The following is a 19,140-nucleotide window of genomic DNA, read 5'->3' as shown; positions in this document are numbered from 1 at the left end:
TATCGCCTGATGAACCGCCCCGCCGAGCCTGCCGCCGCCTCGCCGGCGGCCCCCGAGCCCCCGCCCCCGCGCGCATCGTGGGCGGCGCGGGTCGGGCGCGCCTTTGTCTTCACCGCGCAGCGCGCCGACGAGGAAAAGCTGCTGCAGGTCGCCTCCAGCCTCACCTTCACCACGGTGCTGGCGATCGTGCCGATGCTGGCCGTGGTGCTGTCGCTGTTCACGGCCTTCCCGGTGTTCCAGGAATTCCGGGTAGCGCTCGAGGACTTCCTCGCCAACAGCCTGATGCCGCCGTCCGTCTCGGACAACATCATGGAATACCTGAACCAGTTCGCCCGCCAGGCCTCGCGCCTGACCGCGATTGGCGGCGCGTTCCTGCTGGTGACCTCGCTGCTGCTGATCATGACGATCGACACGGCTTTCAACGACATCTGGCATGTCACCCGGCAGCGCCCGCTGCCGCAGCGGGCGCTGGTCTACTGGGCCGTCATCACCCTGGGCCCGGTGGTGGCCGGCGCCAGCCTCTGGGCCACCTCGTTCGTGGCGCGCGAATCGCTGGGACTGGTGCGCGACGTGCCGGAAATCGTCAGCATGGCCATCTCGTTCATTCCGCTGGTGCTGACCGCCCTGGGCTTCGCCGCCCTGTTCGTGGTGGTGCCGAACCGCCAGGTGCTGTGGCGCGATGCCCTCATTGGCGGTTGCGTCACGGCGATCGCGCTGGAAGTCATGAAGTCGGCCTTCGCCTATTACCTGACGCGGTTCCCCACCTATACGGTCATCTACGGCGCGTTCGCCACACTGCCGATCTTCCTCTTGTGGATCTACCTGTCCTGGCTGGCGGTCCTGCTGGGCGCCACCCTGGCCGCCAGCGCCCCGCTGATCCGCCTGGGACGCTGGGAGTTCAATCGCTACGCCGGCGCCCCCTTCGTCGACGCGCTGGACGTGCTGCGCGCGCTGCGGCGGGCTCAGTCCCGCATGCCGCCGGGCCTGCCGGCCAATCGGCTCGCCTCGAAGCTGAAATTGCACCAGGATGAACTGAACGATGTCCTGGAAACCCTCTGCGACATGAATCTGGTGACCCGTACGCCCGACGACTTGTGGGTCCTGACCTGCGATGCCCGCGAAACCTCGTTGGCGCCCCTGGTGGACCGCTTCCTGCTGGACCGTACCCAACCGCGGGTACGCAAAGACAGCGAAATCCTGCGGGTTGCCGGGGCCGTGATTTCCCAGGAAAACGCGCCGGTGCTGGAAGAACTCTGCGGAGAAGCGCAAAATACCGGAAATGGCGTCGCCCCGGTCCTGCAACTGGAAGCGAGCAAGAAATAGCAATCAGGGCGCCACCGCCCAGGAGAAACCGATGTTGAAGGTCAGCGAGATTCTGCGCGTCAAGGGAGACACGCTTTACACGGCATCGCCGGACATGCCCGTGTCCCAGGCCGTGCAAACCATGAGCGAGCAGGATATCGGCTCGCTCGTCATCATGGAATTCGGCACGCTGGTCGGCATGCTGACGTTCCGCGAGATCATCCGCCACATGCACGCGCATGGCGGCGCGGGCGAAACCACCATCCGTTCCATCATGGACGACGCGCCGGTCAGCGTATCGCCCAACACCAGCGCCGACGAAGTGCAGCGCCTGATGCTCGAAAAGCACGCGCGCTACATTCCCGTCATGGACGGCCCCACGCTGATGGGCGTGATTTCGTTCTACGACATGGCCCAGGCCATCGTGGCGGCCCAGCAATTCGAAAACAACATGCTCAAGGCCTACATCCGCGACTGGCCCGCGGAAAGCGCGGAGTCGCCCCAGTCCTGAGCCTTGGGCGATTGCTCGGCGGCGGCGCGGTCCGCCGGCCGGCAACCGTCATGCATCGAAAACGCCCGGGTGGCCTTGCGGCCACCCGGGCGTTGTTGCATTCAGGCGTTGCCGTTGCGCCTGGATTCAGGCGCTCGCCGGCGTGGCCGTCAACGCGGCATCGCGTTCCGGCGGCGCATGGCGCTGGCTGCGCCAGGCATCGTAGATCAGGGCGGGATCGTTCGCGGCCAGCAGCGCCGGATCCGACAACATGCGGCGCCAGCGCCGCGCGCCCGACTGGCCGTTCACCAGGCCCAGCATCGGCCGCGTCATCACTCGTAGCGGCACGCCCTGCGCCACCTGGCGCGTGGCGTATTCCATCATCGCGTCGACCACCTGGGCATCGCTGGGCAAGCGCACCGAAGGCCACAATTGCAGTGACACCTCCGACAGCACTCGCGGCGTGTGCCAGGCCGCGCGGCCCAGCATGACGCCGTCGAAGTCGGCAGCCGCGCGCACCGACTGCGCCGCATCGGCCAGCCCCCCGTTCAGCACGAACACGCAGTCGGGGAAATCCCGCTTGAGCTGGCTCACCACGTCGTAGCGCAGCGGCGGAATCTCGCGATTGTCCTTGGGCGACAGGCCCTTGAGCACCGCGTTGCGCGCATGGGCGATGAACACCCGGCAGCCGGTGTCGTGGATCTTGCCGACGAAATCGCGCACGAAGGCGTAGGACTCGTCATAGTCCAGTCCCAGGCGATGCTTGACCGTCACGGGGATATCGACCGCGTCCTGCATCGCCTTGATGCAATCGGCAACCAGGTCGGGCTCGGCCATCAGGCAGGCGCCGAACGCGCCCTTCTGCACCCGTTCCGACGGGCAACCGCAGTTCAGGTTGATTTCGTCATAGCCCCACTGCCGCCCCAGCCTGGCCGACTGCGCCAGCGCGTCCGGCTCGCTGCCGCCCAGTTGCAGCGCAACCGGATGCTCGGCTTCGTCGAAGTCGAGATGGCGCGCCACGTTGCCATACAGCAGCGCGCCGGTGGTGATCATTTCGGTGTAAAGACGCGCGCGCGGCGCCAGCAGCCGGTGGAAATAGCGGCAATGCCGGTCGGTCACGTCGATCATCGGGGCGACACACAGCCGCCAGTCGGGGGAGTCCAAGAATCACTCAGCAAAACAAGGGGATGCGGTATTTTACGGTGCTTGGCGGGATTCTGCCCGGCGGGTCCGGCTGGTAATCGTCCTGACCCTGCCGGCCATGTGGTCTAAAATTGCGCCGCCGCCGCGCGCACGCCTATCCAGGCGTGCCTCACCCCGCGTCCGTTAACCCCTATTTCCCTGACATCAATGGCCGTTTTCACCCCCGTATCCGACGACGACGCGCGCGCCCTGCTGGCGCATTTCGACCTGGGCGAGTTCGTCTCGCTGCGGGGGATCACGGCGGGCATCGAAAACACCAACTATTTCCTCTACACCAGCCGCGGCGAGTACGTGCTGACGCTGTTCGAGGTGCTCACGCATGCCCAGCTGCCGTTCTACATCGAGCTGATGTACCACCTGGCCAGCCGCGGCATCCCCGTGCCGCAACCGCAGACGCTGCGCGACGGCACCCGCCTGACCACCCTGCACGGCAAGCCTTGCGCCATCGTCTCGCGCCTGCCCGGCGGCTACGAACCGGCACCGGGAGCCGCCCATTGCGCCCTGGCCGGCGCCACGCTGGCCCGCGCCCACATGGCGGCACGGGACTTTCCGATCCAGCAGCCCAACCTGCGCGGCCTGTCCTGGTGGGTCGAAACCGCGCCCAAGGTCCTGCCCTTCCTGGAACCGGGCCAGGCGCAGTTGCTGCAATCGGAGCTGGCCGCCCAGCAGGCAGCGGCCGCCAGCCCGGCCTGGCAGGCGCTGCCCGCTGGCCCGGCCCATTGCGACCTGTTCCGCGACAACGTGCTGTTTGCCGGCACCTTCGAGGATCCGCTCATGGGCGGCATCATCGACTTCTATTTCGCCGGCTGCGATACCTGGCTGTTCGACGTGGCCGTCAGCGTCAATGACTGGTGCATCGAGCGCGATACCGGCGAATTCATCCCCGAACTGGTCGAGTCCTGGCTGGCTGCTTACGCCCAGGTGCGGCCATTCACCGACGCTGAACGCCAGGCCTGGCCGTTGATGCTGCGCGCCGCCGCCCTGCGCTTCTGGCTGTCGCGCCTGTACGACTTTTTCCTGCCGCGTCCGGCCCAGACGCTCAAGCCGCACGATCCCCGACATTTCGAGCGAGTGTTGCAGGCACGCCACCGCCCGGGCCTGCCGGTATTGCCGTAATCGTTACGCCCCCCATAATTGGGGGTAGCACGTCCCTTTTTGAGAGATCACCCCCAAGAGAGCCATGCAAGCAGCATTCCTCCCCGCGTCTTCCGGCTGGCAATGGGTCCGAGACGGCTTCCGTCTGTTCCGCAAGCAACCCCTGGCCATGTACACCTGGGCGCTGATCAACAGCCTTCTGGTCATTTTCGCCTTCGCCGCGCAGATCGTGGGTCCGATCCTGTTCATCGCGCTGATGCCGTCGGTCACCTTGATGAGCCTGGCCGCCTGCAAACACGTCGAAGCGGATCGCGTGATGCTGCCCTCGATGTGGGCCAAGCCCCTGAAGCAGCCCGGCGTATTCCGCAAGCTGTTCCTGATGGGCCTGCTGTACGCGGCGGTCAGCCTGGCGGCCGGCCTGGCAACGTTCCTGCCCTTCTCGGCCGCGTTCTCCGAAGGCATGCGCATCGCATCCATCGAGAACAGCATGGAGCCCATCCTGATGGCGCTACGCGCGCCGCTCATCATCTTCACGATCATCTACATCGTGATCGCAGCCCTGTTCTGGTATGCGCCGGTGCTGGTGGCTTGGCATGGACTGCGCCTGACCCAGGCCCTGTTCTTCTCTGGCATCGCCTGCTGGCGCAACAAGTGGGCCTTCCTGGTGTACGCCGCCACCTGGGTCCTGATCGCGCTGTTCCTGGACCTGTGCTCGGGGTTGCTGGTCGCGCTGGGGCTGTCGCCGCAATTGGCCAGCACGTTGCAGATCCCGTTCACGATCGCGGCGGCGGGCGTGTTCTATTGCAGCTTCTATCCGTCGTACACCTCCGTGTTCGGCATCAACAGCGCCAGCCCGAACTTCGACAACGGCCACAGCGCCGAGGCATGACGCGATCCGGCGGGGCGGCAACGCCCTGCACACCTTCAGCACGCAGCCATCTCGCGACACGAACGCCACGTCGATGGCGTATCGCATGCCGAAGGTATGCACCGCCCGGCATGGCGCCAGCAAGATCCCCGATCGTGGCCCTGGCGGCGGCCGGCCCAGCAACCCCCGCAGCCGCCCCATCCAGCCCTTGACCCGCAATAGCCTGAGCCGCCCGCGCGGCAGGGCCGGGCGGGCGCTCACCCTCCCCCCCGCAGCAGCTGGACGGCGATGGGGAACGCCAGCACGATGAACGTGCAGGGAAAGATGCAGCCGACCAGGGGCAGCAGCATCCTGACCGGCGCCTGCAGCGCCAATTGCTCGGCCCGCTGCTGGCGGGCATGACGACACTGGGCGACCTGCGCCCGCAACACGGGCGCCAGGCCGATGCCCAGGGCGTCCGCCTGGACCAGGGCGGCAATCCAATCGTGCACCAGCGGACTGCCGCAATGATCCGCCATCGCGCGCAATGCCGTGGACCGGGTCACGCCCGCCCGCATCTGCGCCAGCGCGCCCGCGACGCCCTCTCGCAGCGGCCCGCCCGGCCCGCTCGACGTCGCCTGCTGCAACGCCGCCTGCACGCTCAGGCCGGCCTCGACGCACAGGATCATCATGTCGAGCACGAACGGCAGTTCCCGCTCGATACGCCGGCGCCGTTCGACCACCCGCGCCCGCAGCCACAACGCCGGCAACGGACCGGCCAAGCCGGCACCGGCCAGCGACCACGACAGCGCGTCCGACCAGTCACTTGTGCGCGCCAGGCCAGCAAGGGCTCCGTTCGGGCCGACACCTGGTACTACCCACAGCCCCGCGCCCGCCACCGCCGCGCCGCCAATCGCCGCCAGCAGGCTCGCGGCCACGAGGTGCTCGGCGCGAACCGCCGCGGGCAAGCCTGCGCGCGCGGCCATCCCACACAGCCATGCATATCCGTGACGAGGGCAAAGCGGCGCCAGGCGCGGTGCGATCCGCTCCGCCCACGGCGCCCCCACGCGCCACCACCACGGCAGGACATCCATGCCCGGGGCCTCCCGCGATGCGTGCCGCAACAGCCGCCACGCCAGCCATCCCACCCCCGACCCCGCGCCCGCCATCGCCAGCACAAGCCACATGCCGACCTCCTGCTCAGGCGTCGATCCGGACGATGCGCCGGATCAACAGGATGCCCAGGGTTTCCAGCGTCGCCACCAACGCCAGCACCAGCCACCCCCGTGGCGTATGCCAGAGCGGCGCCATGCTGTCGGGCTCGAGCCAGTCCAGCACGACCAGCAACAGCAATGGCAACGCCCCCACGATCCAGGCCTGCAAGCGTCCCTGTGCCGTCAATGCCCGGACCCGGTCCTGCAGCTGCAGCCTCGCGCGCAGGGTCTGCGCAATGCTGTCGAGCGCCTCGGCCAGATTACCCCCCGTCCGCGCCGATATCCGCATTGCCACCACCATCAGGGTCGTCGACTCTCCCGCCATCCGGACATTCAGGCGCTCCAGCGCCTCGTCCCAGGGCACGCCCAGACGTTGCTCGCGCAGCATCAGGCCGAATTCCTGGGCCACGGGCCCGCCGCCCAGGGCCGCGACCTGGCGCAAGGCGGGCATCAGGGAAACCCCCGCGCGCAGCGCCGACGCCAGCATCAGCAAAGCCAACGGCAACTGTTGCTCGAAGCGCCGCACGCGTCGGCGATGCATGGCGTGGACCAGGAATCGCGGCAGGCGCCACGCCGCCGCGCTGGCCAACGCGGCGCCAATGCCGCTGGCAGTCGCCGCGAAAACCAGCGCCGCCGCCAATCCCGCCAGCGCCACGGTTCCCACCCACAGCCGGGCTGGCTCGATGAACACGAACAATGCGTCGAGCCGGCTGCCTGCCTCCCGCGTATAGCGTTCGCGATGACGCCGCAACATCGGCGCCAGCCAGCGCTGCGCCTGCCAAGCCAGGAGCGTGGCGCAGGCCAGCGCCGCCAGCATGGCCAGCCAGGTCATGGCAGCGTCGCCTCGCCACCGGCCCCGGCAGTCGCCCCATCGATGCCAAACCACGCCATGTCCAGGTCCGCTCCAGCCTCCAGCCATTCCTGCGCGAAACCAGGCACGATGCCGCAGCCGACGAAACCTCCCGAGCGCTCATGCCGGAACAACTCCTGCAACTGGATCCGACCGCTTTCCATGCCGGTGACTTCCACGATGGACACGACAACGCGCCGCCCGTCGGACAGCCGGGCTTGCTGCACGATGATGTCGACGCTGGCCGCGATCTGCTCGCGGATCGCGGCCAGTGGCAAGTCCAGCCCCGCCATCAGCACCATCGACTCCAACCGCGACAGGGCATCCCGCGCGGAATTGGCGTGCAGCGTGGTCAGGGAACCCTCGTGCCCGGTATTCATCGCGGTCAGCATGTCGAAGGCCTCCGCCCCGCGGCACTCGCCCACCACGATCCGATCCGGTCGCATGCGCAGCGCATTGCGCACCAATTCGCGAATGTCGATGCGTCCGCGTCCTTCCTGGTTGGCCGGCCGCGCTTCCAGCGCCACCAAGTGCGCATGGTTGAGTCGCAATTCCGCCGCATCCTCGACCGTGACGACGCGTTCCCCCTCCGGGATTTCATTGGAGAGGACATTCAGCAACGTGGTCTTGCCCGCTCCGGTCCCTCCCGAAACCACCAGGTTCTTGCGCAGCCGCACGCAATGGGCAAGGAATTGCGCCATGGCGGCGCTGAGCGAACCCGCCGCCAGCAGGTCGGACATGTCCGGCCGATGCGCGGGAAACTTGCGGATCGTCAGGCTGGCCCCCTTGAGCGCGACCGGCGGGATGACGGCGTGTACCCGCGAGCCATCCGGCAACCGCGCGTCGACCATTGGCGAACTTTCGTCGATGCGGCGTCCCAACGGCATCACGATGCGCTCGATGACCCGGCGCACGGACTGCTCGCCGGTGAACGCGGCGGCGTGGCGCCAGAGCCGGCCATCGCGCTCGACATAGATCTCATCGTGCCGGTTGACCATGATCTCGGTGATATCGGGCGCCGCCAGCAGCGGTTCCAGCGGTCCCAGCCCCACCGCCTCATCCAGCACCTCGCGACACAGCGACGCCCGATCCGCCCCTGACGGCAGCGCCTCGTCGTCGGCCAGGATGCGTGTCAGCAACCGGGCCGCCTCGGCGCGCAGCACGGCATCACTCATGCCGGCCACATCGCGTCGGCGCAGGTCCAGCGCGGCCAACAGCGCGGTGTGCAGGCGGCGGCGCAGGTCCAGGTTGGCCAACGACGACACCGGTGCGTCCGCCGCGGAATCCGTGCGCTGGTCGGCGGACGCGGGCATCGACAGCCGAGCCACTATGCCGATGTGCCCCTCCGGACGCGCCGGCGCGACCCGCAGGCGGCAAGGTCCGATGAGAATCTCGTCATCGGGCCGCACGGGCGCATGACGTGTGACGCGCAAGCCATTGACGAACGTCCCGCCCAAGGCGCCAAGATCCTCGAGCACGATTCCCGAGGCCTCGCGCCGCAGCCACGCATGCTGGCGCCCCACCCGCCAATTGGCGATGCGCAGGTCGCAATGGACACCCCGACCGATCAGCGTCGGCGCGGTTGCCCTGATCCTGCGTGTGACGGCATCTTCAAAAGTCATCTCGATATCAAGCATGGCACTACTCCTTGTCAGCAGAAATGGGGGCCCCGGTATCGCGGAGCCATTGCGATCCCGCTCCCGCGTAGACGCTCCAACCCGACGCAGGCACGGCCCCGCCCAACCGCGGCGCCTGCGGAAAAGCCGCATCGACCAGCTCACGCCCGCGCCGCAGCTGGTCGGCCATGGCCGGCTCATTGCGCGACACGATCCTTGGCGTCACGAAGATCGCCAATTCGGTCTCGCGCAACTGGTAGCGGTGTGACGAAAACAGCGCGCCGAGGATCGGGATGTCCTTCAGCCCGGGCAGGCCGGTGACCTCGTCGGAACGCTCTCGCGACAGGAAGCCGCCGATGACCAGCGTGTCACCGGACCGCACGTTGAATTCCGTCGACGCCCGACGGGTACGCAGCGCCGGCCCGCCGGCCGCGGTCAAGGCCATGTCGACGGAGCTGGCCTCGACCTCGATCTGCGAACGGATGACGCCGTTGCGATCGATACGCGGCGTGATCCGCAACGACACCCCATAGGGCTTGAACAACGTCGTGGGATTGCCACGCGAATCGGTCGAGACGTAAGGCACTTCGCCCCCCGCAAGAAAGGTCGCGCTGGCGCCGCTGCGCGCCAGCAATTGCGGCTGGGCCAGCATCACGGCTTCGCCACGCTGGGCCAGCGCCGCGATGCGGGCCGACAGCAGCGCATTGACGCCGAAATAGCCTGCCGCGGACGAGACCGGCAAGGGGGTGTCTACTGGTTGCTCGCCGGGCCGGCTCATCCTGCCCCGCGAGCCGGCGTCCCAGGCCAGCGCCGCGTTCAGCCCCCCTTGCGTCACGCCATCCCAACGGACGCCGAACTCGCGCAATCGCGAACTGGGGATTTCAACCACCTGCACGTCCAGTAACACCATGCTGTCCCAGCCCACCTGTCCGGTGAAGTCCACGACCTCGGGATACCGCTGTGCCAGCGCCGCCACCCGGGCGCGGTCATCGTCGGACAGACCCTCCCCCTCTATGACGACCTGGCCGCCCACCAGGGTGCTGCGCGTGCCGGGAATACGCGCCAACAGGGAGTCGACTTCGGCCAGCAGACGCGGCGTGCCGGCCGCCACCACGCGCACGTCATAGCTCGCAAGGCCCGCCTCCGCCCACACATGCATCGAGGACACGCCTTCGGCGCGCGCCGACACCACGACCTCGCGATCGTCGGTTGCCACCGCGCTCAGCACCTGGCTGTTGCCGATAGCCACGCGTGTGACGCCAGGCTGCGCCAGTACGCGGCTCTCGCCGACCTGCATCTCGAGCGTCTCGACCCCCGACCACGCCGGCGGGCACGCCAGTGCCAGGCACAGCGCGGCCAGGACCTCGATAGACTCAATCCGTCCGATCCTCATGGGTGCTCCGATTCGAAATCCGCCAGCGCCGAGGTCGGCGAAAGGGTTTGGGCGCGTTCGTCCGGCCGGTCGCCGTACAGGATGACCACCCCCGGAGAGCTCTGCGGTGTCTGCGCCGGGCCAACCGGAGGCAGCGGATCGTGCGCGGGGCCGGCGTCGATGTCCCCCGGGTCGTTCCGGTTGCGCAGCACCGCGGTCAGCGTTCCCGACTGTCTGGCCGAGAGGTACCGCATGGCCTCGTCGGGACGAGCCGCCAGCGTGATCTGGCCGTGGCCACCGCCGTCGCCGGTATCGGTAGCGGTCAGTACCCGCATGCCTTGCAACACCGGCACGGTCGCCTCTCGTCCCCGGATTGTCCGGGAGACGTAGATATCAATGGCATCGCCCGCCTTCAACATGCCCGCCAGGCCCCCCAGATCGGCAGCCGCCACCACGAACGCACGCTGTCCTGGCGCGATCCGCGCGGCCAGCGAACGTGATGACGTGGGATCGGCCGCACCCAGGCACGCACTGAGCAACAGTTCGCCGCCCGCCAGGTCGGCCGCCAGTCGGGTGCCCAGTACCCCGTCAACCGCCTGCGGATCGATGCTGGCCGCGGGCGCCCATATCGCCGGAACTTCGCGTACCGCCAACTGCGACGCCTCCAGCACGGTGCCCGCCGGCAAGTCGCGCGCCGCCACCAGGCGGCTGACCAGCGGCGTGCTGGCCGCGGCCTCCAGGCGCGCTATCCGCTGCCGCACGTGCTCTCGGACGGCCCAGGCCGACACCAGCCCGGCTGCCAGCGCCAACAACGGGACCGCCAGCTTGCGCAGGCCCGGGAAAACGACGCGCGTCATGGGACCCTCCGCCGGATCCACAAACCGCTGCCAGCATCCAACGGCAACAGCAGCCAGTCCAACCGCTCACCGTGGCGGCGCCACGACTGCCAGTCGCCAGCATCGGCACGCTTGCCATCGTCCTCCCAACCGTGGCGCCGCAATTCCTTTGCGTATGACCGACGCCAGGCGCGCCGGGGGGAGTGGATGTTGCCAGATGCGCTCAGACATGCGCACCCCGCCGTCTGCCACGACGACATCAAGCTCCAAGCGCGCCGCGGGCGGCAACCAGGCCGGCAGTGGCGCATCCTGGCGCGTCGTCGACACCAGCAACGATGACACGCTGCCCACGCTGCGCCCCGCCACGGGACTTGCCAACACGGCCATCCAGAGCGCATCACCCAGGCGCCCGGACAGGATCGCCACGCCGGGCAGCACCATGAGATCGCGCAATGCGGGTTGCTGGCGCGACAGGGTGCGGATCAATTCCGGGACGTCGACGGGCGCATCGAACACCACCGCCTGCAGCGGCAAGCCATACAGCCACAATCGATCCGCCAAGGGCTCAACCCGCGACCCGGCCGGGAAACGCATTGCCGCCGGGGTCATCGCCGTCGACTGGGAAGTGGCTGGCGTGGTCGCGCTCGCCGGATCCGGCCACACGACGGCTGTCATCGCCAATCCGCAAACGGCCAGCCTCCCAGCCAGGGCACGGCCCCAGCCATACCTGGCACGATGATGACGGCGCCATCTCATCACCGACCGCGCGTTCATGGATGTCCCCGCTTGTCGTCGTTCATGCGCTTGTCGGCAGGCACCACGTCCGCCCAGGACGACAGCCAATCGAGGGACAACGAAGACCGGTGCCATGGTGCGTCCACCGCTTCGATCACCGGCGCGACAACACGCGCCAGGGATACCGAGTTCGCGGCTGCCCGGTTCCACATCGTCATGGCGGCGCCTATACGCCGCTGTACCTCGTCGTCGTCCCGCGCATTGCCCGCGCCCGCCGCGACAGCGATGCGACGCACCAGGCGCACATCGCCCCAGCCCGCCCCGCCGGATACGTCCGCGGAGGACATGGCCGACACCCGGCGCGCATCCGCGGCCGACCATTCGCCTTGCCCTTCTTCATCGCCGGCACCGGCCATGAGCTGGAGACGCACCCCGCGCGGGACGTCATGCGCTTCCGCGCCCGCGCCCATGGCGATCAACATCGCAGCTGCGCGGCTGTCTTGGAGCAGTGTCAGCGCGGTGTACTGCGTCTTGCCCACCCAGGCGATCGCCAGGAGCATCAGGATCAGGATCGGCAGCAGGAGTAGCGCCTCGACCATGGCCTGCCCATGCTGTCCAAGGATGCGACGCCTCATGGTGCTTCCCCATCCGACGGCGCGGATGCCTGCGTCCGCGCCGACAACCGTGCCTGCCAGTAAGGACGAAACAGCGTGGCCAATTCGTCTTGGCCATCGGGCCGCGGCAACGGTCTTGCGAAATAGGTCTCGGCGGCACTGGTGACGGTGATCGCCGTGCCCCCGGCGGCGCTGGCGCCAGGCGCCATCCCTACATTGCGCGGTCGTGCAAGCGGCGCCGTGCGCGATTGCAGGCTCACGGCCAGCGTAAAGCGCAGCGACACGGCACCGTTCGTCACCTCGTAATCGTCCGGCACTCCCCTTCCGGGCCAACGCCGCGCGTGTGCCAGGGCGTAGGAATTGGCTAGTGGCGTCTGTATGCCGGTACCCAGGTCCCACGTGGTCGACTCCTTCACCCAGCGCCAGAAATCCAGCGCGGTGAAATCGACAGGCGGACCCACTGCATATTCCACCTCGGCCGGTGGCTTGCCATCGGGTCCGAGCACGGCGCCCCAGCCCATGCTGTATTCGCGGTAGTAGCAACCCGTCCAACGATTCCAGCGCGAGGAATGGAACGACTGCGTGTCCAGCGCCCCCCAACGTCCGTCGGTGCCCAGCCAGGTCGAGCCCCGGCGCCGCAAGACATGCGGCGATTTCGGGCACCGCGCGTTGGCCGGCAGCGCATTGCGCCGCGTCCCGTCGCGCCGGCCGAGAAAGCCGTAGCGGTCCACCGCCTGTTCGACCGCCGACCAAAGGCCGATGCCGGGTGTCGCGGCGCGCCGCCGCACGTAGCCCGGCCACGCGTCGCGCAGTACCCGCGGCATCGGTTGCGCGGCCGACGTGCCATCCCCATAGTTGTCTTGCAGCACCGCCCGCATCAGCCGCTCGCGCGCGGCCGGCAGCCCGGCCACGGCGGCGGCAGACGCCGCCGCGAGCACTTCGTGCACCACCCGGTCGTGTTCGGCATACGCCTGTGCCAGGCCAACTTGCGTCTGGGGATCGGCACGCGCCGCGCGATAGGCCTGCCCCACGTCGCGGCCAAACAGGGTGGCGAGCAGGTTCCCAGGAGGATTGTTGCGCCGCCGCTGGCCGGCGAGCGTGTCCGTGAAGGCCATCGACGCGCCCAGCGTCACCATGTGTGCCATCGCGATCTGGTGGGCGACCTGCGCGCGATTGGCATAGGCCAGGAAATTGAGCCGGCGCGCCTGTTCCAGCGCGCCGCTGTAGGCCGCCGCATCCGCCGCGTGGGTCAGTCGCGCCCGCGCCTCGACCATCCGCCCCAGGCCATGCAGCATGGCCAGCACGGCCGCAAGCACGCCCAGCAACAGCAGGCCCGGCGCCAACACCTGCCCGCGCTGTCCGGCTTGCCACGTGAGACCGGGGACGTGCCGCGTCATGGCTCGACCACCGCGTTGCCAGTGAAGGACTTGAGCGAACGCGCGCCCGTCTGTCCCGCGGCCTTGCGCACCGCCGCTTGGGCGGCACGCGATTGCGCGCTGCCGTCTTCGCCCGCCAATTCCCGAGCCATGGCGGCGGTCTGCGAACGCACGACCTGGCCAAGGTATTGGTAAACGGCGATCGCCGCCACCGCCACCAGGGCCACGATCACAACATATTCCGTCATGCCCTGTCCGGCCTGACGCCTCAGATATCCCGACACTGCCGCTCTCCCCACACGATGAAACGAGGATCCAGTGTCCGCGCTCCCACACCGCGCGCCAATTCGCGGATACCGAGCTGGATAAATGCGTCACATCACCTTGACGGCGGCCTCCCGGCATGGGCACGACACGATCCGCAAGCCCGGCACGCGGCACGGGAAAATGTTGTAACCCCCTAATATCTATCGGGTTTTCCCTATTGCCCGCCCTCTGGACCGGCAGTAGATTGGAATTGCCGGGCTGTCTGACACCCATCGCGTGCGAAGCCGGGCAGGAGCGCCTCAGACTCATCTAGAGCTGGGGCGCTCTTCCATTTTGCGACCCGCCAGGCACCGGCGCGGCGCGGTGGCGGCATTAACAAAATCCATACAGAGTCGCCCAATCCCCTCACAGCACGCTGGCTAGTATTGCGTCTTTCCGTGCCAGGACTGACCGACCCATGCTTGTCCAAGCCCAACCGCCGTGGGCCGCCCGCCCCGAGCAGGGCCCTGCCCATACTCCCGCCATCGACGCCCTGCGAGGACTGGCAATCTTGTGCGTCGTGCTGCTGCATGTGCAGATCCACATTCCCCAGGAACAGAGCCTCCTGGGCAAGGTGCTGCCCGCCGCCCTCTTCAATATCGTGTTTCGCAGCGGCTACTACGGCGTCATCATTTTCTTCGTGATTTCCGGGTTTCTGGTCACGCGCGCGTCCATCGTGCGTTGGGGCGCTCTCGAGGCCGTGCCCTGGCGCGCCTTCCTGCGGCGCCGCTTCGCCCGCATCTATCCCAGCCTGTTGCTAGTGGTGTCTCTGCTGGCCTGCCTGCATTGGGCCGGGGTGCCCGGCTTCGTCATCGACAACGCCAGCCTCGGACGCGCCGTGGCCGGCGCACTGGCGCTGCACCTGAACTGGCTGGAGGCGCAGGTCGGCTACCTGCCAGCGGCATGGAACGTACTGTGGTCCCTGTCCATCGAAGAAGCGTTCTACCTGGCGTTCCCGCTGCTCTGCCTGCTGTCCTTGATGGCGGGCCGACGCGTCCTGGTCCTGGCCTTGTTGCTGTTCGTGGTGCTCGGACCGTTCGCACGCGTCGCCTTCAGCGACAACGAGATCTGGGCCGACCACGCCTACCTGTCCGGCATGGACGGCATCGCCATCGGCTGCCTGGCGGCACTGTATGCCGCGCCCTCGCGCTCCCCGAGCCGTCCACTGCTGCTGGCGGGAACACTGCTCTTCGTGCTGGTGTTCTTCCTGCGCAAGGCCACTGCCATGCTGGGGCTGACGGCGTTGGGCCTGAACGTCACGCTGCTGGAGATCGGCGTGGCCTGCCTGCTGATCGGCTGGACCCGGCGCTCGCGTCCTCTACGCCAGACCCCGCTCCTGGCCGCATTGCGATGGGCCGGACGCAACAGCTACGAAATCTACCTGACGCACATGTTCCCCGTGCTGCTGTTGGCCACGGCCTCCTGCCGTAATTCCGGCGGCGCGATATCGACCTGGTGGCGCGCGGGGGCATTGACCGCCGCCAGCGTGTTGACGATCCTGCTGTCCGTCATGCTGGGCGGACTGGTGGCCCGCTATTATTCAACGCCCATGCGGCGCTGGCTGGCGGGGCCGGGCCGAGCCCGCCGGTGATCGGGTCAGCCAGCCGCCGCGCGCCCGCTCGCGCCATTGAGGCGATCGGCATCCAGGCGCCGGAACACCAGCGCCGACAGCAAGGTAATGGCGCCGACGCACAGGAAGGTCAGCGTGAAAGCGCGGCCCGGCAGCGCGTTGTCGGCCCCCCCGAACACGCCGACCAGCCCGCCGCCGATGGTCACGCCCAGGCCAATGGCCAGCATCTGCACCATGGAGAACAGGCTGTTGCCGCTGCCGGCGTCGCGCGTGCTCAAGCCTTTGAGGGTGACGCTGTTCATGGCCGCGAACTGCATCGAGTTGGCCGCGCCGAACACCGCCAATTGCGCGATCTGCCAAGACAGCGGCCAACCGTGCCCGATCACCGCGAACGACATGATGGCGGCACCCACCAGAACCGTATTGGCCAACAGGAACGTGTCGTAGCCAAACCGCCGCACCAGCGGCGCGATCCAGGGCTTGGAGATCGTGCCCGCGATCGCGGCGGGGAGCATCATCAGCCCCGATTGCAGCGGCGTGTAGCCCAGCTGCAGTTGCAGCAACAGCGGCAGCAGGAACGGCACCGCGCTGCTGCCGACGCGGCACACCAGGTTCCCGACCAGGCCAACGCTGAAATTCGGTTCACGGAACAACCGCAGCTGGAACAAGGGGTTCTCGCGCCGCCGCGCATGCACAACATACAGCAGCACCGTCAACCCGCTCAGCGCGAACAAGGCGGCCGACCAGGCCATGCGCCCCTCGCCAGCGGGCAGATCCAGCGCCAGCGAGAACGCCACCATGCACAGCGACAGCAGCCCGCAGCCGAGCACATCGAACGGCGCGACATCGGCCAGCGCATCCTCGGGCAGATAGCGACGCACGGCAAACAGGCCCGCCAGGCCGATCGGCACGTTGATCATGAAGATCCAATGCCAGCTGGCCGCCTGTACCAGCAGGCCGCCCAGCGTCGGCCCGAAGATCGGCCCGACCTGGCCCGCGATGGAGACAAACGCCAGCGCGGAAATGTACTGGTCGCCCGGCACCCGCCGCAGCACCGCGAGGCGTCCGATCGGCAGCAGCATCGAGCCCCCCACGCCCTGCACCACGCGTGCAATCGTCAACTGCGTCAGACTCTGCGCCAACCCGCAGAAGATCGATCCCAACGCAGATACCGCATCTGTATGTGCCCCGAACAGGCGCCTTAAACGATGAAGATGAACGACGGCCGGACGCCGCGCGCGGGCGTTCAGAGCGCGGCCACGCGGCCCAAAATGGCAAAAAGGGGAAAGGGCTAAGGCGCGGACTGCAGGGTTGCTCAGATCGACAGGCACTTCATATCAGAACCTGTAGCCGAACATCAGGACCCGCAGCCAAACAGGCGATCCGCCGCAATCAGGAAGAGGCCCTGCTCAGAACAGACAGGCCTTCTGCGAACACTCGATCAGGAAAAGCGCCACCCTGGCAGCCGGATACAACACGACCGCCGCCGTCAGCAACACCCACCAGCGCCGGTGGCGGCGAACGGCAAGCACGACGCTGACGAACCACACCAGCACCAAGGCCCAATAAGCAGGAAAAACCGGCCCCAGCCCCACCGTCAGCCAGTCGTTCCACAGCAACAGCAACGCCACGGCAAGCAGAATCCCGAGGATGAGCAGGGTCGATCGGTTGTCGGCGCGCGCGGGTACGGCGGTGGGCATGGATGGAAAGAGAATCCGTGAGGGATAAGAAGTCGCATCACCGCAGGCGATGACCGCGTAGAGGCGGTCAATCTCCTGCCGCGGACCATTCTACCTGCGGGCAGGAACACAAGCGCGAATTCACCAGAATAACGAGAGGCTCAGCTTTTGGGAGGATCCAATGTATGACGATATCCGGCAAGAAGGCAGGCTAGCGGCAGCACAAGGTATCTGGAAGCTAGGTTGCCCGTATCTTCGAAGGGACAAACTGCCCACCTATACCCACGAACCGCTGGGGCGTTGGTTGGCCAACGTGCGGGCGTGGGAGGATGGCTGGAAGGCTGGCCAACTGCCCCTACAGCATTAGCGCCGTCACCAAGGCCCCGAATGGAGCGATATCTTTGTAGCGTCCCCGAATGGCGAAATCCGGGCCGAATTGCGCGAAATCCAGGCTTGATTAAACTGTATTTTAATACAGTATTTTAGCCATACCTTTCCGCAACCCTCTCTCCGCCGAACAGCTGCGCGCCATCCGCGAGCGCCAGCCCTGGAACCCCGATGTGATCGCCCTGCTCTGGGAGGTCAAGCGCCTGCGCTCGGTGCTGCTGCGCCTGCATCAGGTATCAGGCGACCTGAAGCGGCCGCCCAGCCTGATGGGCCAGATCTACGACGACCTGATGGAAGGCCTGGCCGCCGAGCCCTGTGTGATCGAGCGCGACCGAGACACGGCCGAGCTGCTGGAAGAGCCGCGCAAGCTGCGCAAGGGCATGGCGCCGAGGTAGACGGCGCCGTCGCACTAATGCGGTGGGGCGATACGCGGTATGCGCCCCACCGCAGCCAGTCGGCTTAAGTGTTCAGCGATGGAAAGTCTTGCTGAAACCTGGCCAGAATGTCGGCCTTGATCTGACCGAGCGTCAGCGCATCAGCCGCCACTTCCGAGGGATACCCCGCCGGGACAGTGAACTTCGCGCCGGTACCGTTCAGATAGTTCACCATCGTGCCCGTCACGCGGTAGCCTTCCGGGGCCCCGGGGTCAAACGAGATTTCGGTCAATTGCAGTGCCATGGAAAGTATCCTCAATCTACATAGTTATGGAAACTTCATGGTATCGACGGCCGCGCCTCGGGTCGATTCTGCCGTGTCGCAGGACGTTGGATCGCTGCACAGGATGTAGCAAAAGGCTTTCAATGCGCGCGCAACCTACTCGTTTTAGGGCTTGGGCCATCCCTCGACTGTGGCAAGGTGCCGCGCCGCGCACTGCCCATACTGCACCGCCAGCGCCATGTAGCTGCGGGCAAAGTCGTCCCAGCTAACGCTGGTCACCTCTGGCACCGGCGGGCACGGCTGGGCCAGGTTGGCCGGCAGAATTGGCCACGCGGCCGGCTTCGTTGATGTGCTGCAGCCGGCCAGCGTCAATACGACAGCCAGCAGGCAAAGGGCTTTGGACTTCGACACGGGTGTACCTCTCGATAACCCTGGGCTCGGCGCGGCGCAGCTCAGCGACGCTCGCCTCGAACGTGGTGGCGATGCCGGCCAGCCGGCCGGTCTGAGTCTTGAACTCGTTGAGCTCGGCCAGCGCGTGATCGGCGTTGGTCTTGTCCACGCCGGCGTCATAGCGACTGGATCCGTACAGCAAAACGCCAGCGCCGATCGCCATCAGCACCGCCGCGCCGCCGATCCAGGGCGCGGCCATCTTCCAGAAAGGGTTCATGGCCGCACCTGCGACGGCCTGGCGGTAGAGAACCGGCCAGCTATCGGGCTTGGGCTTGCCCGGCCGCCAGGTGCGCAGGTACAGCGCCCAGCCGGCGTCTGCATCACCGACCGGCGGCAGCGCCTTCGGGTCCGTCCAGAGCAGCAGCGCGCCACACCGGCCGCCAGCACGTCGTCATACTCCAGCGCCGCGTAGATCACATCCGGGTCGCAGGACACACTGCGGGCCTTGCAGATGGCCGCCAGGCGGTCCTTGCTGGCCGGGTGCAGGAACACGCCCCACACGCCGCCGCGGCTGGCGTGCGTGACTGCCCGCGCCTATGCC

The 19,140-nt window shown here is 67.5% G+C and carries 19 protein-coding genes and 3 pseudogenes; 6 read left to right on the top strand and 16 right to left on the bottom strand.

Annotated features, from left to right (window positions below; genetic code table 11):
• Positions 1 to 9 precede the first annotated feature (9 nt).
• Together ABFG95_RS24335 and ABFG95_RS24330 are read left to right on the top strand one after the other, a co-directional pair.
• A complete protein-coding gene (locus tag ABFG95_RS24335) occupies positions 10 to 1,323 on the top strand; it encodes a YihY family inner membrane protein (protein WP_049075132.1) in 1,314 nt (437 codons plus the stop codon).
• 31 nt (positions 1,324 to 1,354) lie between these two features.
• Positions 1,355 to 1,813: a CBS domain-containing protein gene (locus tag ABFG95_RS24330; RefSeq protein ID WP_049075134.1), complete on the top strand. Its 459-nt coding sequence runs from the start codon at positions 1,355 to 1,357 to the stop codon at positions 1,811 to 1,813.
• 126 nt (positions 1,814 to 1,939) lie between these two features.
• Here ABFG95_RS24330 and dusA read toward each other — a convergent pair whose 3' ends face one another.
• Positions 1,940 to 2,920, bottom strand: coding sequence for a tRNA dihydrouridine(20/20a) synthase DusA (dusA, locus tag ABFG95_RS24325; RefSeq protein ID WP_054417776.1), 981 nt, complete (start codon positions 2,918 to 2,920; stop codon positions 1,940 to 1,942).
• Between the two features lie 222 nt (positions 2,921 to 3,142).
• On the opposite strand from dusA, the gene ABFG95_RS24320 reads away from it, so the two are divergent.
• Together ABFG95_RS24320 and ABFG95_RS24315 are read left to right on the top strand one after the other, a co-directional pair.
• Positions 3,143 to 4,111 (top strand): homoserine kinase, encoded by a 969-nt coding sequence (locus ABFG95_RS24320; protein WP_054417777.1) that lies wholly within the window; start codon positions 3,143 to 3,145, stop codon positions 4,109 to 4,111.
• A gap of 64 nt (positions 4,112 to 4,175) precedes the next feature.
• The gene (locus ABFG95_RS24315) at positions 4,176 to 4,979 is read left to right on the top strand and encodes a BPSS1780 family membrane protein (protein WP_049075141.1); all 804 of its coding nucleotides are present in this window, start codon (positions 4,176 to 4,178) and stop codon (positions 4,977 to 4,979) included.
• Between the two features lie 6 nt (positions 4,980 to 4,985).
• On the opposite strand, the pseudogene ABFG95_RS24310 reads toward ABFG95_RS24315, so the two are convergent.
• From ABFG95_RS24310 to ABFG95_RS24265, 10 genes and pseudogenes are all read right to left on the bottom strand, one after another.
• Positions 4,986 to 5,159, bottom strand: a pseudogene (locus ABFG95_RS24310) (DUF192 domain-containing protein); the annotation flags it as partial.
• Between the two features lie 56 nt (positions 5,160 to 5,215).
• Positions 5,216 to 6,124, bottom strand: coding sequence for a type II secretion system F family protein (locus tag ABFG95_RS24305; protein WP_348994982.1), 909 nt, complete (start codon positions 6,122 to 6,124; stop codon positions 5,216 to 5,218).
• Positions 6,125 to 6,137: 13 nt separating this feature from the next.
• Positions 6,138 to 6,983 (bottom strand): type II secretion system F family protein, encoded by an 846-nt coding sequence (locus ABFG95_RS24300; protein ID WP_348994981.1) that lies wholly within the window; start codon positions 6,981 to 6,983, stop codon positions 6,138 to 6,140.
• Positions 6,980 to 8,638 carry an ATPase, T2SS/T4P/T4SS family gene (locus tag ABFG95_RS24295; RefSeq protein WP_348994980.1) on the bottom strand — a complete coding sequence of 553 codons (1,659 nt, stop codon included), beginning with the start codon at positions 8,636 to 8,638 and terminating at the stop codon, positions 6,980 to 6,982. The genes ABFG95_RS24300 and ABFG95_RS24295 overlap by 4 nt, the downstream gene beginning before the upstream one ends.
• Before the next feature lie 4 nt (positions 8,639 to 8,642).
• Positions 8,643 to 10,010: a pilus assembly protein N-terminal domain-containing protein gene (locus ABFG95_RS24290; protein WP_336730951.1), complete on the bottom strand. Its 1,368-nt coding sequence runs from the start codon at positions 10,008 to 10,010 to the stop codon at positions 8,643 to 8,645.
• Positions 10,007 to 10,846 (bottom strand): Flp pilus assembly protein CpaB, encoded by an 840-nt coding sequence (gene cpaB, locus ABFG95_RS24285; RefSeq protein WP_336730949.1) that lies wholly within the window; start codon positions 10,844 to 10,846, stop codon positions 10,007 to 10,009. Before cpaB ends, ABFG95_RS24290 begins: the two co-directional genes overlap by 4 nt.
• A gap of 66 nt (positions 10,847 to 10,912) precedes the next feature.
• Positions 10,913 to 11,500, bottom strand: coding sequence for a hypothetical protein (locus ABFG95_RS24280; RefSeq protein ID WP_348994979.1), 588 nt, complete (start codon positions 11,498 to 11,500; stop codon positions 10,913 to 10,915).
• Between the two features lie 95 nt (positions 11,501 to 11,595).
• A complete protein-coding gene (locus tag ABFG95_RS24275) occupies positions 11,596 to 12,195 on the bottom strand; it encodes a TadE/TadG family type IV pilus assembly protein (protein ID WP_278992961.1) in 600 nt (199 codons plus the stop codon).
• On the bottom strand, positions 12,192 to 13,571 hold the full coding sequence (locus ABFG95_RS24270; RefSeq protein WP_348994978.1) for a pilus assembly protein TadG-related protein: 1,380 nt from the start codon (positions 13,569 to 13,571) through the stop codon (positions 12,192 to 12,194). The genes ABFG95_RS24275 and ABFG95_RS24270 overlap by 4 nt, the downstream gene beginning before the upstream one ends.
• The gene (locus ABFG95_RS24265) at positions 13,568 to 13,798 is read right to left on the bottom strand and encodes a hypothetical protein (protein WP_080977462.1); all 231 of its coding nucleotides are present in this window, start codon (positions 13,796 to 13,798) and stop codon (positions 13,568 to 13,570) included. The genes ABFG95_RS24270 and ABFG95_RS24265 overlap by 4 nt, the downstream gene beginning before the upstream one ends.
• Before the next feature lie 476 nt (positions 13,799 to 14,274).
• Here ABFG95_RS24265 and ABFG95_RS24260 point away from each other — a divergent pair, with 476 nt between their 5' ends.
• Positions 14,275 to 15,447 (top strand): acyltransferase, encoded by a 1,173-nt coding sequence (locus ABFG95_RS24260; RefSeq protein WP_348994977.1) that lies wholly within the window; start codon positions 14,275 to 14,277, stop codon positions 15,445 to 15,447.
• Positions 15,448 to 15,452: 5 nt separating this feature from the next.
• Here ABFG95_RS24260 and ABFG95_RS24255 read toward each other — a convergent pair.
• Together ABFG95_RS24255 and ABFG95_RS24250 are read right to left on the bottom strand one after the other, a co-directional pair.
• A pseudogene (locus ABFG95_RS24255) lies at positions 15,453 to 16,589 on the bottom strand (MFS transporter); the annotation flags it as partial.
• 246 nt (positions 16,590 to 16,835) lie between these two features.
• On the bottom strand, positions 16,836 to 17,126 hold the full coding sequence (locus ABFG95_RS24250) for a hypothetical protein (protein WP_068980501.1): 291 nt from the start codon (positions 17,124 to 17,126) through the stop codon (positions 16,836 to 16,838).
• A gap of 467 nt (positions 17,127 to 17,593) precedes the next feature.
• Here ABFG95_RS24250 and ABFG95_RS24245 point away from each other — a divergent pair, with 467 nt between their 5' ends.
• Positions 17,594 to 17,887, top strand: coding sequence for a hypothetical protein (locus ABFG95_RS24245; protein ID WP_278992974.1), 294 nt, complete (start codon positions 17,594 to 17,596; stop codon positions 17,885 to 17,887).
• A 64-nt stretch (positions 17,888 to 17,951) separates the two neighbouring features.
• On the opposite strand, the gene ABFG95_RS24240 is transcribed toward ABFG95_RS24245, so the two are convergent.
• The 3 genes and pseudogenes from ABFG95_RS24240 to ABFG95_RS24230 form a co-directional block, all read right to left on the bottom strand.
• Positions 17,952 to 18,170 carry a hypothetical protein gene (locus ABFG95_RS24240; protein ID WP_278992967.1) on the bottom strand — a complete coding sequence of 73 codons (219 nt, stop codon included), beginning with the start codon at positions 18,168 to 18,170 and terminating at the stop codon, positions 17,952 to 17,954.
• A 244-nt stretch (positions 18,171 to 18,414) separates the two neighbouring features.
• Positions 18,415 to 18,816 (bottom strand): hypothetical protein, encoded by a 402-nt coding sequence (locus ABFG95_RS24235; RefSeq protein WP_278992976.1) that lies wholly within the window; start codon positions 18,814 to 18,816, stop codon positions 18,415 to 18,417.
• Positions 18,817 to 18,825: 9 nt separating this feature from the next.
• A pseudogene (locus ABFG95_RS24230) lies at positions 18,826 to 19,121 on the bottom strand (hypothetical protein); the annotation flags it as partial.
• Positions 19,122 to 19,140 lie beyond the last annotated feature (19 nt).

Origin of the sequence: Achromobacter sp. HNDS-1 (assembly GCF_040084795.1) — a bacterium.
GTDB classification, from domain to species: domain Bacteria; phylum Pseudomonadota; class Gammaproteobacteria; order Burkholderiales; family Burkholderiaceae_B; genus Achromobacter; species Achromobacter ruhlandii.
The sequence above is the reverse complement of the archived record's forward strand: the minus strand, read 5'-3'. Positions and strand labels throughout refer to the sequence as shown.